Source organism: Allosphingosinicella sp. (genome assembly GCF_036387215.1).
Taxonomy (GTDB): domain Bacteria; phylum Pseudomonadota; class Alphaproteobacteria; order Sphingomonadales; family Sphingomonadaceae; genus Allosphingosinicella.
Window position 1 is genome coordinate 1 of sequence record NZ_DASVUE010000044.1, and the last position, 17,819, is coordinate 17,819.

Below are 17,819 nucleotides of genomic sequence, written 5' to 3' on the forward strand. Positions count from 1 at the left end.
GCGGTCCGCGAAGTGGCCAAGGAAGGCCACCGCTGGCGCAATCCGATCTGGCGGCAAAAAGACGGGAGCTTCGCGGAGTGGTAGGCTCCGCGGAAGCTCCCGTCCTCTAGCAGGATGAAATCAGCCGGCCACCCGCAAGCGACGCGAACGGCCCGCGCCGCTGGAGACGCCAAGCTCCGCCTGGAGCCGATCGAGCTCGCGCTGGCGCGATTCCTTGTAGGCGTTGGCGTAACGCGCGTCGCATTCGGCTTCCTCGGCCGTCTGCGCCCGGAAATAGGAAATGCAGATCTGGCGTCCGAACACGTCGTCGCCCCGCATCTTCACTTCTGCCCCGGAACCTTCCGGAAGGCTTTCCCGCGCCGCAACCAGATTCTCGATCAGCGCGTCCAGCGACGTGTGATCCTTGATGTGGATGAAGTCCTTGACCAGTCTACTCATCACTTACCCCTCCCCCGGGCACCCCGAGGGCTTAATACAATGCGCAGGAATCCCGACGCAACGACTAATCTACATTTATCCACAATGAGGTTTCGCCTCGCTGAACATCGCTTTGGGGAAGCTGGGAAATGACGACCGTATCGAAATTGCTGAAGCTGAGCGCCGGAGCGCTGGAGCTGGTGGTGGCCCCGGCCGTGGGCGCGAGCATCGCGCGGCTCGATTACGTAACGGAAAATGGGCGCGTGCCGGTTCTGCGGGGTCCGGAGGGAGAGCTAAGCTCGCCGCTGGAGGCGGGCAACTTCCCCCTCATTCCCTACAGCAACCGTATCCGCGAAGGCCGCTTCAGCTTCCGTGGCCGCGAGGTCACAATCGCTCGAAATATGGAATCGGACGCGAGTCCCCTGCACGGCGATGGCTGGTTGGCGCCCTGGGAAGTCGTTTCGGCCGCCGAGTCGACCGCCGAACTGGTCTATCGCCACGAGCCCGGCGAATGGCCTTGGCGATACGAGGCGCGGCAGCTTTTCGAGCTGGACGAACGTGGTCTTTCGCTCCGCCTCAGCTGCCGCAATCTCTCAGAGGAGCCGATGCCCTGCGGGCTCGGCCAGCATCCCTATTTCCATTGCACGGCCGAGACGCGGCTCGATACGGAAGTGACCGACGCCTGGACGATCGACGAGAAAGTGCTCCCGGTCGACAAGGTGCCGGCAACCGGCCGCTACGACCTCGCCGACCGGCTGATCTGCGGGCAGGATCTGGACAACGGCTTCGGCGGCTGGAGCGGCATTGCGCGGCTGGAGACTCCGGGGCTCCCGTTCCGGATCGAGATAACGTCGCCCGACGCGCGCTTCTTCCAGGTCTATTCGCCTGCATCGGGCGGGATAGTGGTTGCGGAGCCGGTGTCGCACGCCAATGCGGCGCTGAACGAGTCTGAGGAGAGGTGGGGGGAACTCGGCCTCAGGGTGCTGGAGCCGGGCGAGGAGATGTCGCTCAGCGCGCGGATCGGCGTTCACCCCGTCTGATTTCGATCGAACGACAGAAGCTTTCGTTCGTTAGGGCGGGCAAACGCCGTCACCGGAGAGCGAAATGGCCGTCAAGCTGAAGCCCGTAACCGAGCAAGTCATCGTCATCACCGGAGCCTCAAGCGGCATCGGCCTCGCCACAGCGAAGCTCGCTGCCGAGCGGGGAGCGAAGGTGGTGCTGAGCGCCCGCACCCGCGAAGCGCTCGCGCAGGCCGTTGACGAGATCAAGCAGGCGGGCGGCGAGGCCGTGTTCATCGAGGCGGACGTGACAAAGCGCGAGGATCTCGAGCGCGTCGCCGCCACCGCGCTCGACCGCTTCGGCCGCATCGATACCTGGGTGAACAATGCCGGCGTCGGCATCTGGGGCCTGATCGACGAGGTCAGCGAAGAAGATATGCGCCGGCTGTTCGAAACCAACTTCTGGGGCGTCGTCTACGGCTCGCAGATCGCCGCCGCGCACCTTCGGGCAAACGGCGGCGCGATCGTCAATGTCGGAAGCCTCACCTCGGACCGTGCGCTGCCCGTGCAGGGCATCTATTCGGCGAGCAAGCACGCCATGAAGGGCTTCACCGACGCGCTCCGGATGGAGCTGGAATATGAGGGCGCGCCGATCTCGGTGACGCTCATCAAACCCGCTTCGATCGGCACTCCGATGCCGCAGCATGTGAAGAATTATCACGATCAGGAGCCCAATTTCCCGCCGCCCGTCTACGCACCGGAGGAGGTCGCCAGGACGATCCTGCACGTGGCCGAGACGCCCGTCCGCGACGCCTTCATCGGCAGCGGCGCTCGGACGATGAGCATGCTCGGCAGCGTCGCGCCCCGCCTGCTCGACTGGATCAGCGCCAAATTCCTCGTGCCGGCGCAGTTCGGCACCGAGCAGGCGACGAAGACCGACAACCTCCACAGGGGCCAGTCGGAAGCGCGGGTGCGCGGCGACCACCAGGGCAGCGTCATCCGCCCAAGCCTCTACACCAAGGCCGCGCGCCATCCGGCGATCACCCTCACCGCCGCCGGCGCGGCAGCGGCGGGCGTGGGGTTGTTCCTCTGGGGCCGCGGTCGCAGCGTAGCCGGCGAAGTCTCGACGGCCGAGGAGGTGGAGGCTCACCCCTCCTAGGCCGCGCCGCACCAATTGCTGCTGGAGTCGCTGCGGCGATGCCCTTAGGCAAGGCGCGCGCGAAATCGTCGCGTGCTTTGGCTGGGTCGATCCTATGTGCGGCATCGCTGGATGGTACAGGCGGGGAGGGCGTCCCGTCTCGCCGGAGCATGTCGCCGGGCAGTGCGACCGCATCGTCCATCGCGGGCCTGACGACAGCGGCATCCTCGTCGAGGGCGATTTCGGCTTCGGCATGCGCCGGCTCAGCATCATCGACATTGCGGGCGGCCACCAACCGATCGAGACGCCGGACGGCCGCTATTCGATCGTGTTCAACGGCGAGATCTACAACCATCCCGAGCTCCGCCGCGAACTTGAGGCAGAGGGCGTCCGCTTCCACACGCACAGCGATACGGAGACGCTCCTCCAGAGCTTCGTCCGCTGGGGGGACGATGCCTGGCTTCGGCTCGAAGGCATGTATGCGGCTGCGATCTGGGACCGGGCCGACCGGAGCCTGACGCTCGCCCGCGATCCGCTCGGGATCAAGCCGCTCTACCTCACCGAGCAGAATGGCGGCATCGCCTTTGCGTCCGAGATCCGGGCGCTGCGCGTTCTGCCCGACCATCGTTTCGACATCGACGAGCGGGGAGTGCACGACTTCTTCAGCTTCGGCCACATTCAGCGGCCGCGCTCGATCTACCGGCAGGTGCACAGCCTCGAGCCCGGCCATTTGCTCCGTATCGGACCAGAGGGGGAGGCGGCCGTACGGCAATTCTGGCAGCCGCGCTTCCAGGTGCGGCACGACATGTCGGAGCCCGAGTGGATCGATGAGACCCGGGCGCGGGTGCAGCGCACGGTCGAGCAGCATATGCTCGCCGACGTCACGGTCGGGGCGTTCCTGTCGGGCGGCGTCGATTCGAGCGCGATCGCGGCTGCGATGACGCGCGTATCCTCGCGGCCGGTGAAGGCGTTCACGGTCGGATTTCCCGGCACCTCGATTGATGAGACCGACGCGGCGGCGCGGATCGCGAAGCATCTCGGCTGCGAGCATATCGTGCTCCCGCTGGAGCCAGTCGCGGCAGGCGACCTGCTTCCGGCGGTGCAGGCGGCATTCGACGAGCCCTGCGCAGCGACGGCGGCGGTGCCGATCTGGCATCTCTCGCGGGTTGCGGCCCAGCATGTGAAGGTGGTGCTCTGCGGCGAGGGATCGGACGAATTGTTTGCCGGCTACAAGCGCCAGCGGACGGCGCTTGCCGCGGCGCGCTGGCGGCCGCTGCTTCGGGCGCTCGGGCCGGTGGCCGGGCTTGTCGACGCGCTTCCCAAGGGTTCGTCGCCGCGCTGGAATTATCTTCGCCAGAATGCGCGCCGCTTCCGCGATTCCGCGATGCTGGAGAGCAGCTTCCAGCGCTTCTTCGCCGGCACGCAGATCTCGTCGCCCGCGGTGCGAGCGCGGCTCTACGAGCCCGGCTTCCTTGCCCGCCAGGAGGGGCCGGACGCCTTCGCAGCGCTGGAGCGGGAATATTTCGACAGCGCGGAGGCGCGCCGGCTCGATCCGTTGCAGCAATTCATGCTCGCCGACATCAGCGTCCACATGCCGGGCTCGCTGCTGAACCGGCTCGACCGCGGGAGCATGGCGCATTCCCTCGAGGCGCGCGTGCCCTTCCTGTCGCACGGCTTCGTCGACTGGAGCCTCACCATGCCCACGGAGATGAAGCTGCGCGGGAAGACCGGCAAATACGCGCTCCGAAAGGCGGTGGAGCCCTGGCTTCCGCCGAACGCGCTCGGCAAGCGGAAGCTCGGCTTCCAGCTGCCCTTCGCGGAATGGTTTCGCGGCGACTTCAGCGACTTCGCCCGCCAGGCGTGGAACGACAGCGGCGCGGTCCGCAGCGGCCATTTGCGGCCCGAAGCGGTCGAGCAGCTGTTCCAGGAGCATCGCGCCGGCGTCGCAAACCACGGCCGCATCCTCTATGCGATCGCGATGTTCAGCTGCTGGTGGCAGCAGGCGATCGTCCAGGGGGGAGGGCAGGGCAGCCCCGCCGCCGAGGCCGTTGCAGCATGCTGATCGATCTCAGGAAAAATCCCGAAGCGGCCGACGCGATGAGCGACGTCTGCATCATCGGCGCCGGCGCCGCGGGCATCACCCTCGCGCGCCGTCTATGGCAGCGCGGTCACACGGTCACGCTGCTGGAAAGCGGCGGGCTCGATTTCGAGCAGGAGACCCAGGACCTCTATCGCGGCGCCAATGTCGGCATGCCATATTACGACCTCGATCAGTCGCGGCTGCGCTTTTTCGGCGGCACCGTGTCGATCTGGGGCGGGCGCTGCGCCTTGCTCGATCCGATCGATTTCGAGCCGCGCGAGTGGGTCCCGCACAGCGGCTGGCCAATCCGCCGCTCCGACCTCGATCCTTATTACCGGGAGGCGCACGACCAGCTGGAGCTCGGCCGCTTCAACTACGAAGAGGATATCTGGGAGGAACTCGGCCTTGCCTCGCCCGACTTCGATCCCGCGCGGATCGACCATGTGCTGTGGCGGTTCGACGAGTCCACCGAGCGGTTCACGGCGAAGTGCCAGCGCGACCTGATCGATGCGCCCAACGTGCGAGTCCTGCTCCACGCCAACGCGGTCAACATCAAGGCTGCCGAAAATGCCCGCTCGGTCGAGCATGTCGAGGTGCGGCCGATCGGCGGCACAGGCCGGCAGGTGCGCGCCCGCCAGTTCATCGTCGCGTGCGGGGCAATCGAGAATTCCCGGCTGCTGCTCGCCTCGAACGACGTTGAAACGACTGGGATCGGGAACCGCCGCGACCAGGTCGGCCGCTATTTCATGGAGCATCCCTCGGGTCGCATCGGCCGGATCCACACCGACGACCCGTTCGCGCTCTGGCTTGCCTTCCAGAAGCGCTTCATGAAGTCGGGGCCGCCGCTCGCGCCCGCGATCCGGATAGGCGATGAGACGCAGCGCGAGCGGCAGGTGCTGAACAGCATCGGCACGGTGAAACTGCAGCGCGATCCGGAACGCGGAGTCGCGCTCGGCAACAAGATCTACCACAATCTCAAACACTCGATTTCGCCCAACCGCCGTGGGCGGGCGCTCGACCACGCCTATCGCGCGATCCGTGCCTGGATCCACCGCGAGGTGCGGCAGACGATCGAGCGCGCGCGGGTGCGTGCCGGCATCATGCAGCTTTATTTGATGACGCGGGGCGAGCAGGCGCCGAACCCCGACAGCCGGGTGCTGCTCTCCGGCGAGCGCGACGCGCTCGGAGTGCCGCGGGCCGATCTCGACTGGCAGCTCACCGAGATCGACAAGCGTACGGCCAGGGTGATGGCGGAAACCTTCGATGCCGAGCTTCGCCGGCTCGAATTGGGCTCGCTGACGCCCAGCGCCTGGCTGGACGAGCCGGGGCCGCAATGGCCGGTCGATCCCACCATCGGCAACCATCCGATCGGCAATTACCATCATGTGGGCGGCACCCGGATGAGCACCGATCCCGCGCAGGGTGTGGTGGACGCCGATTCCAAGGTTCACGGCTACGAGAATCTCTACGTCGCCGGCGGCTCGGTGTTCACCACCAGCGGCTGGGCTAATCCGACGCTGACGATCCTCGCCCTGTCTTTACGCCTTGCCGACCATCTCGCCGGCCGCCTTGCGGCTCAGCCCGGTGCCGTCTCCTTGATGTCGAAATAGGCGCGTAGCTCTTCGATCGACTGAGCGGCACTCTTGTGGTGCACGAAGATGCCGCCGGCCTGTTCCCACAGGTGCCGGAACTTCGAATTGTCGTCGACCAGCACGTCGCCATCCTTGGCGTGATTGCGCTTGTCGCGGGCCATGCAGGTGATCATCCGGACGCCGGGGAAATGCTTCTCGGCCCAGCGCATCTTCTGGTCGGCCGCCCAATTGCCGCGCGGAAGGCCGGTGAGGATGATCGGACCCAGATGCTTCACCGCGTCGAACAGCCGCATCGCATCGGGCATCAGCGGCAGGCTGAAATAGAAATCGGGAGCGCTCGCAAGCTTCTGCCAGAAGCGGCCGAGCCCGTGCCGTTCCTCAAAGCGCTTCGGGGAGGCGCCGAGGATCGCGGTCGCGCCCTTGTCGAAATCGGCGAGGACGCCGTCGCAGTCGAGATAGAGCTGCCGCATTAGAAGCGCGCGGGCTGAAGCATCACCGGCACGGGAAGCTCGATCGGCTGCCAGCCATGGTCGCGGATCACGTCGTTGCTTTCCTTCGCCCGTCGTCCTTTCGCGAGCGACCAGGTGATGTGATAGGTGCTTCCGTCCGGCCGGTCGGTGGTGCCCGCGATGCTGACGACCAGCGCCTGCACGCCCCTTCCATCGTCTGCCTGGCCTACGATCTCTCCGAGCGTCTCGGAGGGGAGACCGGAGTTTCGGTCGACGCGGGCGGCCAGCGTCACATGGTCCGCCACAACTTCCGAATAGCGCGTCGGGAACTGGAGCAGCAATTCCTTGCGCTGCTCGCGGTCGAGCTTCCAGCCGATGACGGCATCGCCTGGCTTCGCCTGCTGGTGCGCCTGCTGAGCGTTGAGTGCCATGCCGCTTTCAACCGCGTTCCGGCGGAGCCGTTCCCCGCTGATGGCGTTGATTCGGCAGAAGAGGAGAGGCAGATGGACGAGAAAAAGGACGATCACGTTCCGCATGACGATGCCGAAGCGAAGCGTCACGGCGAGGAGAACCGGAAGGAAATGGACGAGGTGCCCGAGCACGGCACCGACCCGCTACACGAGGGGCCTTAAGTTCCGGAGGGAAACGGGGTGGACGCGGTCCACTTGCCCTCTTCGATACCGAGCAGCGCCAGCGCTTCTTCCGCGAGCGCTCGCGCGATCGTGATCTTTCCGCCGAAAATTGAAAGCAGCTTCGGCCCCGCAGCATCCTCCAGCTCGAGATGATAGTCGCGGGTCACCGCCTTCGCATCGCCGGCGCCGTCGTCGTGGAGCGCTCGGACGCCCGAGTAGCTGGAGATGATGTCGGAAGACGCGGTTTGACGCCTGAAGTAGCGGTTCACCGCGGCAAGGAGGTAGTCCTTCTCCTCGGCGCTGATGACGGCTTCTTCGGGCGCATCGACAGGCACGTCCGTCGTGCCGACGAGGCTCGCCTCTTCCCACGGAATTGCAAAGACGACGCGGCCGTCGGGCTGCTGCAGGATATAAGCGTGGTCGCCCTCATAGAGGCGCGGCAAGACGATATGGCTGCCCTTGATGAGCCGCACCCGGCTTCGGCTCTCCTCGCGCAGCCTCTGCCTCAGCACATCGGCCACCCAGGGGCCGGCGGCGTTGATGATGGCGCCGGCGCCTACGTGGCGACTGCCTGAAAGCTGAGCTTCCCACACCTCTCCCCGCCGACGTGCCGAGAGGAATTCCGTGCGGGTGGCGATTTCCGCGCCACGCTGCGCGGCATCGAGCGCGTTGAGCCTGACGAGGCGGGCATCGTCCACCCGCGCATCCCAATATGTCGCCAGCCGCCGCGCCGTCTCCTCCTTCAGCGGCTCGCGCAGCGGCGGCTCGACCGTCACCGCAGAGCGGGGAAGGCTGCCGCCGAGCGCAAGCAGATCGTAGAGCTTCAGCCCCGCCCGAAGCATCCACCAGGGCCGCATGCCGAGCCCGTGCGGCAAAACGAAGCGCAGCGGGTTCACGATATGCGGCGCCGCCCGAAGCAAAATCTCCCGCTCCTTCAGCGCTTCGCGCACCAGCCGGAACTCGCCATATTCCAGGTAACGAAGGCCACCATGGATCAGCTTCGACGAGGCCGAGCTGGTATGGGCGGCAAGCTCGTCCCTTTCGACCAGCAGCACCTTCAGCCCGCGACCGGCCGCATCCCGCGCGATCGCCGCGCCGTTGATGCCGCCGCCGATGATGAGGAGGTCGAAGCTTTCCATCGCCGCCCGCTCTGGTAGCCTGCACGTTCCGGATAGTCGATCAGAGGGTGCTTCAGGTGGGCGACAGGCTGCTGGTGATCGACGAAGGCACGACCAGCACCCGAGCGATGCTGTTCGACCGCGGCGGAGCCTGCTTCGGCTCGGAGCAGCGCGAGTTCACCCAGCATTATCCGCGCCCCGGATGGGTGGAGCAGGATCCGGAGGAGATCTGGGCCCTCAGCCTCGCCTGCGCGCGGGCGATGGTGGAGCAGGCGGGGGGCGCGGATTGCATCGCAGCGATCGGCATCACCAACCAGCGGGAGACGGTCCTCTTCTGGTCGCGGCGGACCGGGAGGGCGCTGGCACCCGCCATCGTCTGGCAGGACCGGCGCACCGCCGACCTCTGCCGGCGGCTCAAGGAGCAAGGGCACGAGCCCGAGGTGCAGGCACGGACCGGGCTCCTGCTGGACCCCTATTTCAGCGCCTCCAAGATCGCGTGGGCGCTCGAACATTGGCCCGAAGTCGCGGAGGCGGGCGAGGATCTGATGGTCGGCACCGTCGAATCCTGGCTCGTCTATCGCCTCACCGGCGGCCTCCACGTCACCGATGCCACCAATGCCTCGCGGACGGGGCTGATGGACATCGGCACGGGCTGCTGGGACCCGGGGCTGCTCGACCTGTGGGGCGTGCCCCTTGAGGCGCTGCCGCGGATCGTCGATTGCGCGGACGAGATCGGCACCACCCTGCCCGAGCTTTTCGGCCGCGCCCTTCCGATCACCGGAATGGCAGGCGACCAGCAGGCCGCTTCGATCGGCCAGGCCTGCCTTGCGCCCGGCGACACCAAGGCGACCTACGGCACCGGCGCTTTCATCCTCGCCAATACCGGGCAGCAGCAGCCGAGGTCGCAGCACCGCCTCCTCTCGACGATCGCATGGCAGCTTTCGGGCGTGCGCACCTACGCGCTCGAAGGCTCGGTGTTCGTCGCAGGAAGCCTGGTGAAATGGCTCCGCGACGAACTCGGCCTCATCCGCACCGCCGAAGAGACGGAAACGCTCGCGCGCTCGGTCCCGGACAGCGGGGGCGTCTACATCGTGCCGGCGCTATCCGGCCTCGGCGCGCCTTATTGGCAGCCCTCCGCCCGTGCCGCCATGACCGGCCTCAGCTTCTCCACCGGCCGCGCTCATATCGTCCGCGCCGCGCTGGAGGCCATGGCGCACCAGACGCACGACCTCATGACGGCCTTCGCTTCCGACGGAGCCGCCTGGGAGCGCCTCAAGATCGACGGGGGGATGGTCGTGAACGACTGGATCGCGCAGGACGTGGCGGACGTGACCGGCCTCAGCGTCGAACGCCCTTACTTCGTCGAAACCACTGCGCTGGGTGCGGCCATGCTTGCCGGCCTCGGCTGCGGCATGTTCGGGTCGCTGGACGACGCGTCCGCACTCCGCGGAGAGGTCCGGCAATTCCAGCCGCGCATGGACGAAGAGCACCGCGCCCTCCGCCTCGCCGGCTGGCGGGAGGCGGTCGGCGCGGTGCTCTCGAGCGCCCGGCTTACCAGATCCTGACGCGGTCTTCCGGCTTCACATAATGCCTGTCGCCGGGCTGCACGTTGAACGCTTCGTACCAGGCATCGACGTTCCGCAGCGGCGCAAAGGCCCGGATCATGCCCGGCGAGTGCGGATCGCCGACCAGCTGCTGGCGAAGCGCCTGATCGCGGAACAAAGTCCGCCAAACCTGCCCCCAGCCGAGGAACACGCGCTGGTCGCCGGTGAAGCCGTCGATCACCGGCGCCGGCTTGCCGCCGAGTGAGTTGCGATAGGCTTCCAGGCCCAGGAGGATGCCGCCGAGATCGCCGATATTCTCCCCCATCGAGGCTTTGCCGTTGATCTTGATGCCGGGCAGCGTCGGGAACTGATAGGATTCATACTGCGCCCCGAGCTTCGCCGCCTGGGCCTCGAACTTGGCCGCATCCTCGGCCGTCCACCAGTCGCGCAGGACGCCGTTGCCGTCTGACTTCCGGCCCTGATCGTCGAAGCCGTGGCTGATCTCGTGACCGATCACGCCGCCGATCGCGCCGTAATTGACCGCCGGATCCGCCTTGGGATCGAAGAAGGGCGGCTGCAGGATGGCGGCGGGGAAGACGATCTCGTTCTTCACCGGCGAATAATAGGCGTTCACCGTCTGCGGGGTCATGCCCCACTCGGCTTCATCCACCTTCTGGCCCATGCGGTTGCGGCGGAAATCCCACTCGAACCGGCCGGCGCGCTCGACGTTGCCGAACAGGTCGCCGTTGCGGATCTCAAGCGCCGAATAGTCGCGCCACTTTTGGGGAGCGCCGACCTTCACGTTGAAGTTGGCGAGCTTCTGGAGCGCCTGCACCTTGGTATCGGCGCCCATCCACTCCAGGCCCTCGATGCGCTTCCGCATCGCGGTGCGAAGGTTGGCGACGAGGCTCTCCATCGCGGCCTTGGATTCGGCCGGATAATAGAGGGCGGCATAGTCGCGGCCGATCGCCTCGCCCATCGCGTTCTCGGAGACTGCGATGCCGCGCTTCCACCGCTCGCGCTGCTGCGGCTGGCCGTTCATGAACTTCGAGCGGAACTCGAAATTGGCATCGACGAAGCGCTTCGAAAGCAGCGGCGCGGCATCGTCGACGGTGTGGAATGCCTGCCAAGCCTTCAGCGTCTCGAGGTCGGCCGTCGCGAAGATCTGGGCGAGCTTCGGGAAGGCGGTGTTCTGGGCGACGATCGCCTTTTCGGCCTTGTCGACGCCGGCGGCCTTGAAGAAGGTCGCCCAGGCGAAACCCGGAGCAGCCTGCTGGAGCTCGGCCTGCGTCATGAGGTTGTAGGTCTTGTCGCGATTGCGGCTCTCGGCGCGGGTCCAGTGCGCCTGCGCGATGCTGGTCTCCAGCGCGACGATGTCGGCTGCCGCCTTCTCGGCATTGGCCCAGCCGGCGAGGCCGAGCATCTGCGCGACATATTGCCGGTAGCGCGCCTTCTGCGGCGCGAACTTGGCGTCGAGATAAAGCTCACGGTCGCCGAGGCCGAGGCCGGACTGGCGAAGGCTGAGCGCGTAGAAATCCGGGTTCTTCGGATCATCGCTCACGCCCGCGCCGAAGAAGCTGCTTCCGAAGCTGCCCATCGACTGGCCCATGAGGCGGGCCATGTCGTCCTTGCTCCTGGCGGCGCGGATCGCGGCAAGCTTCGGCTGGAGCGGCTTTGCGTCAAGCTTCTCCACCGTCGCTTCGTCCATGAACGCGCGGTAGAGCGCCGCAACCTTGGCCAGGTCGCCGTCCTTGGCAGGGTTGCCGAGTTTGTATCCCTCGACCAGCGTGCGGAGGCGCGCCTCGGAGAGGTCGCGGAGCACGGCGAACCCGCCATAGGAGGAGCGGTCGGCGGGAATCTGGGTGGTGCGCGCCCAGTTGCCGTTGACGTAGCCGAAGAAGTCGTCGCCCGGCTTGACGCTCTTGTCCATGCCGGCCGTGTCGATGCCCCAGCTGCCCATGCGTGCCGCTGCGACCGCCGCCGAGCCGCCCGCCTGAGACTGCGCCTGCGGTGCGAACAGCGACAGCATCGAGCATGCCTCGTCGAGGCAGTCATGGCTGTCCGTGGCGATGGCGGGTGCGGCAAAGGCGAGCGCAACAACGGACGCGGTCAGGCGGAGCGATTTCATCAACGACCTCAATGTTGGGGGACGCACCGCAGATTGGTGCCGATAAGGATTAAATATCGGATTTCGCTACGGAAATCAAGCTTTCTCGGGATCGTCGGGAGCAGTCCAGCTGTCGTCGATCATCTTGATGATGCCCGAGAAATCCTTCCCGGCGCCCCCGAGCTTCTCCGCGAAGCGGGTATAGAGCTCCTCGGCATGCGCACCCATCGGCGTGTAGCTGTCGACGCTTTGCGCCGCCTCCATCGCGAGCCGCAGGTCCTTCAGCATCAGCGCCGCCGCGAAGCCGCCTTCATAGCCCCGGTCGGCGGGCGTCGTCGGCCCGACCCCGGGGACGGGGCAGTAGCTCGTCATCGACCAGCATTGGCCGGACGCCTGGCTCGAAATGTCGAAGAAGGTCTGCGGATCGAGGCCGAGCTTCTGCGCGAGCACGAACGTCTCGCATGTCGCGATCATCGACGCGCCGAGCAGCATGTTGTTGCAGATCTTGGCAGCCTGGCCCGCGCCGGGAGCCCCGGCATGGATCACCGCCTTGCCCATCAGGTCGAGATAGTCGCGCGCTCGCCCGAACGCCTCCTCCGTACCGCCGACCATGAAGGTGAGGGTGCCGCCCTCCGCCGCCGCAATGCCGCCGGAGACGGGGGCATCCACCATGGCATAGCCCTGCGCCTGCGCCTTCGCGATCTCCTCGCGGGCGGTGCCCACATCGATGGTGGAGCAGTCCATCAGGATCGCCGTCGTGGGCGCGGTGCCGATCACGCTGGTCTCGTAGACGTCGCGGACGTGTTTTCCGGCCGGCAGCATCGTCACCACCGCCTCCGCACCGGTCACGGCCTCCGCTGCCGAGCCGGCCCGCTTGCAGCCGTTCTTTTCGGCCCGATCCAGCGCTTCGGCCGAAAGGTCGAAAGCGCGGACGTCATGCCCCGCCTTCGCAAGGTTCGCGGCCATCCCTCCGCCCATGTTGCCGAGCCCGATAAAACCTACGCGTGCCATGATACGAACTCCGAAGAGGGTCTGGAAAACTCCGTTCGCCCTGAGCCTGTCGAAGGGCTGTCCTTCTCGCAGCCTCCGAAGAAATCAAGGGCAGGGCTTCGACAAGCTCAGCCCGAACGGGGAGGGGGCTGCGTCTTGCCTATCTTCCCTTCCAGTCCGGCTTACGCTTGTCCACGAAGGCCGCCATGCCTTCCTTCTGGTCCTCGGTTCCGAACAGCCCGTGGAAGAGCCGCCGCTCGAAATTGATCCCTTGCGCGAGGGTCATTTCATAGGCGGCATTGACCTGCTCCTTGGTCGCCATTGCCGCGAGCGGCGCCATTCCGGCGATCTGCTCGGCGGTCTTCAGAGCTTCCTCGAGGAGGGTTGCGGCCGGAACCACTCGAGCCACCAAGCCGGCCCGTTCCGCTTCCTCGGCCCCCATCATCCGGCCGGTGAGGCACATTTCCATCGATTTCGCCTTCCCGATCGCGTGGGTAAGCCGCTGAGATCCGCCCATTCCAGGCGTCACTCCAAGCTTGATCTCCGGCTGGCCGAACTGGGCATTGTCGCCGGCGATGATGAAGTCCGCCATCATTGCCACCTCGCAGCCGCCGCCGAGCGCATAGCCCGCCACCGCCGCGATCCAGGGTTTGCGAGTCGCGGTCACCTTCTCCCAGCCCTGGAAGAAGTTGGACGCGTACATCTGCGCGAAACCCTGCTCCGACATCTCCTTGATGTCCGCGCCCGCGGCAAATGCCTTCTCGCTTCCGGTGAGCACCGCGCAGCGCTGGCTCTCGTCGGCATCATAGGCCGCGAAGGCGTGGATCAGTTCACGCAGCACACCTGTGTTCAGCGCGTTCAGCGCCTTCGGGCGGTTGAGCGTGATCAAAGTCACAGCCCCGCGCTGTTCGACCAGGATGTTCTCATACGTCATTGCTTGGCCCCGTCGGTTGAAAGCGGCGTCCATTCCTGACCTGCGGGCATGGGCGCGAAAATCGTGTCGATCATGTGGTCCGTGATGCTTTCCGGCTTGTCCGGGTCCCAACGCGGCTGGTTGTCCTTGTCGATCAGCACCGATCGGACGCCCTCGACGAAGTCGTGCCGCTGGACGACGTGCGCGGCCACCGAATATTCCTGCCGCATCTCGTCCGCGAAATCGTGCATCTTCGCGCCGTCCGAGAGCAATCGAAGCGAGACCTTGCAGGCCTGCGGGCTCTTGCAGCGGAGCGTGAAGAGCTCGTTCTCGGCCCACTCGCCGCCTTCGGCCTCCAGCGCGGCGATCACCTCCTCCAGCTTGTCCGAGGCGAAGGTGCGGTTGATCACGTCCAGGTTCGCAGCGATCCGCGCCGGCGGGGGCTGGGTGGAGGCATCCCGAAGGATCGTCTCGAGCTGCTCGGGCTCCCGAGCGATGCGCGCCTTCACCTCCTCGAGGGACGAGCTCGGCAGATAATGCGTCGCAAGGCCGAGATGATGGCACTCGGCGCCATCGAGCCGCGCCCCTGTCAGCGCCAGGAACTGCCCGACCCGCCCCGGCAGGCGCGACAGATACCAGCCGCCGCCGACGTCCGGGAACAGGCCGATCGCCGTCTCCGGCATTGCGAAGCGGGTATTCTCGGTCGCGATGCGGAAGCGGCAGGGCTGCGAGATGCCGACGCCGCCGCCCATCGTGATTCCGTCCATGAACGCCACCGTCGCTTTCACGTAGGTGAAGATGAGGTGGTTGAGCCTGTATTCCGTAAAGAAGAAATCCCTCGCCTCGGCGCCGTCCTTCGAGCCGCTCTCGGCAAGCATCCGCACGTCACCGCCCGCGCAGAAGCCGCGGCCTTCGAGATGGTCGATCAGGACGGCGCGCACCGCTGCATCCTCCCGCCATTCGACCAAAGCCTCGGTCATCGCCGAGCACATGTCCCGCGTCAGCGCATTGAGCGCCTTCGGCCGGTTGAGACGGATGCGCCCGACCTCTCCTTCAATGTGGGCAAGAACGTCCGTGGCCACCTCACCAGCCCCGTTCGTGTCGAGCGAAGTCGAGACACCCGGTCGAGCAAAGCCGAGACGGGTGCACGCCAGGAGCCTCGGCGGCGCTCGGCAGGGCCCCTCGACTTCGCTCGGGGCGAACGGCTTCTTCCGTCCGGACGAGGATCACTGGCGGAGCATGTCCCGTGCGACGACATGGCGCATGATCTGATTGGTTCCTTCGAGGATGGAGTGGACCCGGAGGTCCCTCCAGAAGCGCTCGATCGGATAATCCTGAAGGTAGCCGTAGCCGCCGTGGAGCTGCAGCGCCCGGTCCACCACCGACGAGCCGGTGTCCGTCGCGAGCCGCTTCGCCATCGCCGCGAACCGGGTCTTGTCGGGCGCGTTCTCGGTCACTTTCGCCGCCGCCACGTAGAGGAGGTAGCGCGCCGCCTGGAGCTCCGTCTCCATGTCGGCGAGCGTGAACTGCGTCGCCTGGAAGTCGGCCACCTGCTGCCCGAACGCCTTCCGCTCCTTGGTATAGCGGACCGCCTCGTCGAGGCACCTCTGGGCGCCGCCCAATGAGCAGGCGCCGATGTTCAGCCGGCCGCCGTCAAGGCCCATCATCGCGATCCGGAAGCCTTCGCCCTCCGCTCCGACGAGGTTCTCGGCGGGCACCCGGACATCGTCGAAATTCACCTGGCAGGTCGGCTGCGAGTGCCAGCCGAGCTTCTTCTCCTGAGCGCCGAAGCTGACGCCCGGCATGTCCTTTTCGATGACGAGGGCGCTGATCCCCTTCGGCCCTTCGGCGCCGGTGCGGACCATCGTCACATAGATCTCGTTCTCGCCGCCGCCCGAGATGAAGGCCTTGGAGCCGGAGACGACATAATAGTCGCCGTCCTTCGCCGCCCGAGTCTTCAGCGCCGCCGCGTCCGAGCCGGAGCCGGGCTCGGTCAGGCAGTAGCTTCCGAGCTGCTCCATCGTCACCATCGAGGGGAGGTACTTCTCCTTGACGGTCGCCGAGCCGAAGCGGTCGATCATCCAAGCGGACATGTTGTGGATCGAGATGAAGGCGGAGGTGGAAGGATCGCCGTAAGCCATCGCTTCCATGATCAGCGCGGATTCAAGGCGTCCGAGGCCGATGCCGCCGCTCTCCTCCGACACGTAGATCGCTCCGAAGCCGAGCTCCGCCGCCTGCCGGATCGTATCGCGAGGGAAGATGTGCTTCTCGTCCCATTCGGCCGCGTGAGGAGTCAGCGCATCGGCCGTGAATTGCTGCGCCATCTCCTGGATCTGGCGCTGCTCGTCGGTGAGGTCGAACTGGGTCATTGCTGGTCCTTAGCTGATCAGCCCCTCGGCCCGGAGCGCCGCCTGCGCCGAGGGACGCTGCGCGACACGGCCAACGAAGGCAGTGAGGCCGGGCCAGCGCGAGAGGTCGATCTGGTGGATTCGCGTCCAGTTGAGGATCACGAAGGCATAGGCATCGGCGATGGTGAAGTCCTCGCCCATCAAATATGGGCCGTCGCCAAGCTGCTGCTGGAGCCAGTCGAACTTCGTGCCGAGAAGGCTGCGCGTGCCCTCCTTCACCTCGTCGGAACTCGCCGGGTTCCAGAGCGGACCGAAGCCCTTATGCAGCTCGGTGGCGATATAGTTCAGCCATTCGAGCACCCGGTAGCGGCGGAGGCCCGAAAGCGGGATCAGGTCGCCGCCAAGCTCATCGGCGATATATTGGAGGATAGCGGCATTCTCGGTCAGCACCGATCCGTCCGCCAGTTCCAGCGCCGGAACAGCACCCTTCGAGTTGATCGCGCGATAGTCGCGGCCGTCTTCCGTCTTCTTTGCGGCTAGGTCCACCTTCACGAGATCCACATCGGCGCCGGTCTCCCGCAGCGCGATGTGCGGAGCCATCGAGCAGGCGCCGGGCGTGTAGTAGAGTTTCATTCTTCTCCCTCCTCAGCCCATCGTCGGGATGACGAAGGCGTTCTCGCCGGTGACGGAGCCGTCCGGCCAGCGCTGGGTGATCGTCTTCGTCTTGGTGTAGAAGCGGACACCTTCCATGCCATGCTGGTTGATGTCCCCAAACCCCGACCGCTTCCACCCGCCGAACGTGTGATAGGCGACCGGCACCGGGATCGGCACGTTGACTCCGACCATACCGACATTCACGCGGGCGGCGAATTCGCGCGCTGCGTGGCCGTTGCGGGTGAAGATCGCGACGCCGTTGCCGTACTGGTGCTCGGAGGGGAGGCGGACCGCTTCCTCGAAGCTGGCGGCGCGGACCATCTGCAGCACCGGCCCGAAAATCTCCTCCTGATAGGAGCGGAAATTCGGCTTCACATGGTCGAAGAAGGTGGGGCCGATGAAGAAGCCCTCCTCATGTCCCTGCAGCTTGAAGCCGCGGCCGTCGATGACGAGCTCGCCGCCCTCGTCGACGCACATCTGGATGTAGCTTTCGATCCGGTCCCGGTGCGCGGCGGTGACGACCGGGCCGTAATGCGCCTCGGCATCGGTCGAGACGCCGACCCGTAGCGCATTGATCGCCGGGATCAGCTTCTCGCGCAGGTTTTCAGCGGTCTTTTCGCCCACCGGAACCACCACCGGAAGCGCCATGCAGCGTTCCCCGGCCGAGCCGAAGGCGGCCCCCGCGAGGTCGTTCACCACCATGTCGAGATCGGCGTCGGGCATCACGATGCCGTGGTTCTTAGCGCCGCCGAACGCCTGCACCCGCTTCCCGTTCGCGGTGCCGCGGCTGTAGATATATTGGGCGATGTCGGACGAGCCGACGAAGCTCACCGCCTTGA

At 66.3% G+C, this 17,819-nt stretch carries 17 protein-coding genes; 6 read left to right on the forward strand and 11 right to left on the reverse strand.

All coding sequences use genetic code 11. The features are described 5' to 3' along the window. Positions 1-120: 120 nt before the first annotated feature. Positions 121-438, reverse strand: coding sequence for a hypothetical protein (locus tag VF662_RS02165; RefSeq protein ID WP_464137152.1), 318 nt, complete (start codon positions 436-438; stop codon positions 121-123). Positions 439-566: 128 nt separating this feature from the next. On the opposite strand from VF662_RS02165, the gene VF662_RS02170 reads away from it, so the two are divergent. The 4 genes from VF662_RS02170 to VF662_RS02185 all read left to right on the forward strand — a co-directional run bounded on the left by VF662_RS02170 (position 567) and on the right by VF662_RS02185 (position 6,243). Continuing rightward, on the forward strand, positions 567-1,457 hold the full coding sequence (locus VF662_RS02170; RefSeq protein ID WP_464137154.1) for an aldose 1-epimerase: 891 nt from the start codon (positions 567-569) through the stop codon (positions 1,455-1,457). A gap of 64 nt (positions 1,458-1,521) precedes the next feature. Beyond that, entirely contained in the window at positions 1,522-2,574 is a 1,053-nt protein-coding gene (locus tag VF662_RS02175; protein WP_464137156.1) for an SDR family oxidoreductase, read from the forward strand. 94 nt (positions 2,575-2,668) lie between these two features. Further along, positions 2,669-4,615, forward strand: coding sequence for an asparagine synthase (glutamine-hydrolyzing) (gene asnB, locus VF662_RS02180; RefSeq protein ID WP_464137158.1), 1,947 nt, complete (start codon positions 2,669-2,671; stop codon positions 4,613-4,615). Continuing rightward, on the forward strand, positions 4,609-6,243 hold the full coding sequence (locus VF662_RS02185) for an FAD-dependent oxidoreductase (RefSeq protein WP_464137161.1): 1,635 nt from the start codon (positions 4,609-4,611) through the stop codon (positions 6,241-6,243). Before asnB ends, VF662_RS02185 begins: the two co-directional genes overlap by 7 nt. Here VF662_RS02185 and VF662_RS02190 read toward each other — a convergent pair. Further along, entirely contained in the window at positions 6,210-6,695 is a 486-nt protein-coding gene (locus VF662_RS02190; protein WP_464137164.1) for a 5' nucleotidase, NT5C type, read from the reverse strand. The two genes, VF662_RS02185 and VF662_RS02190, sit on opposite strands and share 34 nt — an antisense overlap. Then, the gene (locus VF662_RS02195; RefSeq protein WP_464137167.1) at positions 6,695-7,105 is read right to left on the reverse strand and encodes a hypothetical protein; all 411 of its coding nucleotides are present in this window, start codon (positions 7,103-7,105) and stop codon (positions 6,695-6,697) included. The genes VF662_RS02190 and VF662_RS02195 overlap by 1 nt, the downstream gene beginning before the upstream one ends. Before the next feature lie 72 nt (positions 7,106-7,177). Here VF662_RS02195 and VF662_RS02200 point away from each other — a divergent pair, with 72 nt between their 5' ends. Further along, positions 7,178-7,306: a hypothetical protein gene (locus VF662_RS02200; protein WP_464137169.1), complete on the forward strand. Its 129-nt coding sequence runs from the start codon at positions 7,178-7,180 to the stop codon at positions 7,304-7,306. Here VF662_RS02200 and glpD read toward each other — a convergent pair. Beyond that, entirely contained in the window at positions 7,303-8,445 is a 1,143-nt protein-coding gene (gene glpD / locus VF662_RS02205; RefSeq protein ID WP_464137170.1) for a glycerol-3-phosphate dehydrogenase, read from the reverse strand. The genes VF662_RS02200 and glpD overlap by 4 nt on opposite strands. 56 nt (positions 8,446-8,501) lie before the next feature. On the opposite strand from glpD, the gene glpK reads away from it, so the two are divergent. Then, complete coding sequence (gene glpK / locus VF662_RS02210) at positions 8,502-9,989, forward strand: glycerol kinase GlpK (protein ID WP_464137173.1); 1,488 nt, start codon at positions 8,502-8,504, stop codon at positions 9,987-9,989. Here glpK and VF662_RS02215 read toward each other — a convergent pair. From VF662_RS02215 to VF662_RS02245, 7 genes are all read right to left on the reverse strand, one after another. Continuing rightward, positions 9,976-12,096, reverse strand: a complete 2,121-nt coding sequence (locus VF662_RS02215) for a M13 family metallopeptidase (protein WP_464137175.1) — start codon at positions 12,094-12,096, stop codon at positions 9,976-9,978. The genes glpK and VF662_RS02215 overlap by 14 nt on opposite strands. 75 nt (positions 12,097-12,171) lie before the next feature. After that, a complete protein-coding gene (gene mmsB, locus VF662_RS02220; protein WP_464137177.1) occupies positions 12,172-13,086 on the reverse strand; it encodes a 3-hydroxyisobutyrate dehydrogenase in 915 nt (304 codons plus the stop codon). A gap of 139 nt (positions 13,087-13,225) precedes the next feature. Then, a complete protein-coding gene (locus VF662_RS02225) occupies positions 13,226-13,999 on the reverse strand; it encodes an enoyl-CoA hydratase (RefSeq protein WP_464137180.1) in 774 nt (257 codons plus the stop codon). Continuing rightward, complete coding sequence (locus tag VF662_RS02230) at positions 13,996-15,060, reverse strand: enoyl-CoA hydratase/isomerase family protein (protein ID WP_464137183.1); 1,065 nt, start codon at positions 15,058-15,060, stop codon at positions 13,996-13,998. The genes VF662_RS02225 and VF662_RS02230 overlap by 4 nt, the downstream gene beginning before the upstream one ends. A 144-nt stretch (positions 15,061-15,204) precedes the next feature. After that, a complete protein-coding gene (locus VF662_RS02235; RefSeq protein WP_464137185.1) occupies positions 15,205-16,347 on the reverse strand; it encodes an acyl-CoA dehydrogenase family protein in 1,143 nt (380 codons plus the stop codon). A 9-nt stretch (positions 16,348-16,356) separates the two neighbouring features. Beyond that, the gene (gene gstA, locus VF662_RS02240) at positions 16,357-16,959 is read right to left on the reverse strand and encodes a glutathione transferase GstA (protein WP_464137187.1); all 603 of its coding nucleotides are present in this window, start codon (positions 16,957-16,959) and stop codon (positions 16,357-16,359) included. A 12-nt stretch (positions 16,960-16,971) separates the two neighbouring features. Further along, positions 16,972-17,819: aldehyde dehydrogenase family protein (locus VF662_RS02245; RefSeq protein ID WP_464137189.1), on the reverse strand; the 848-nt coding region annotated here is incomplete at its 5' end.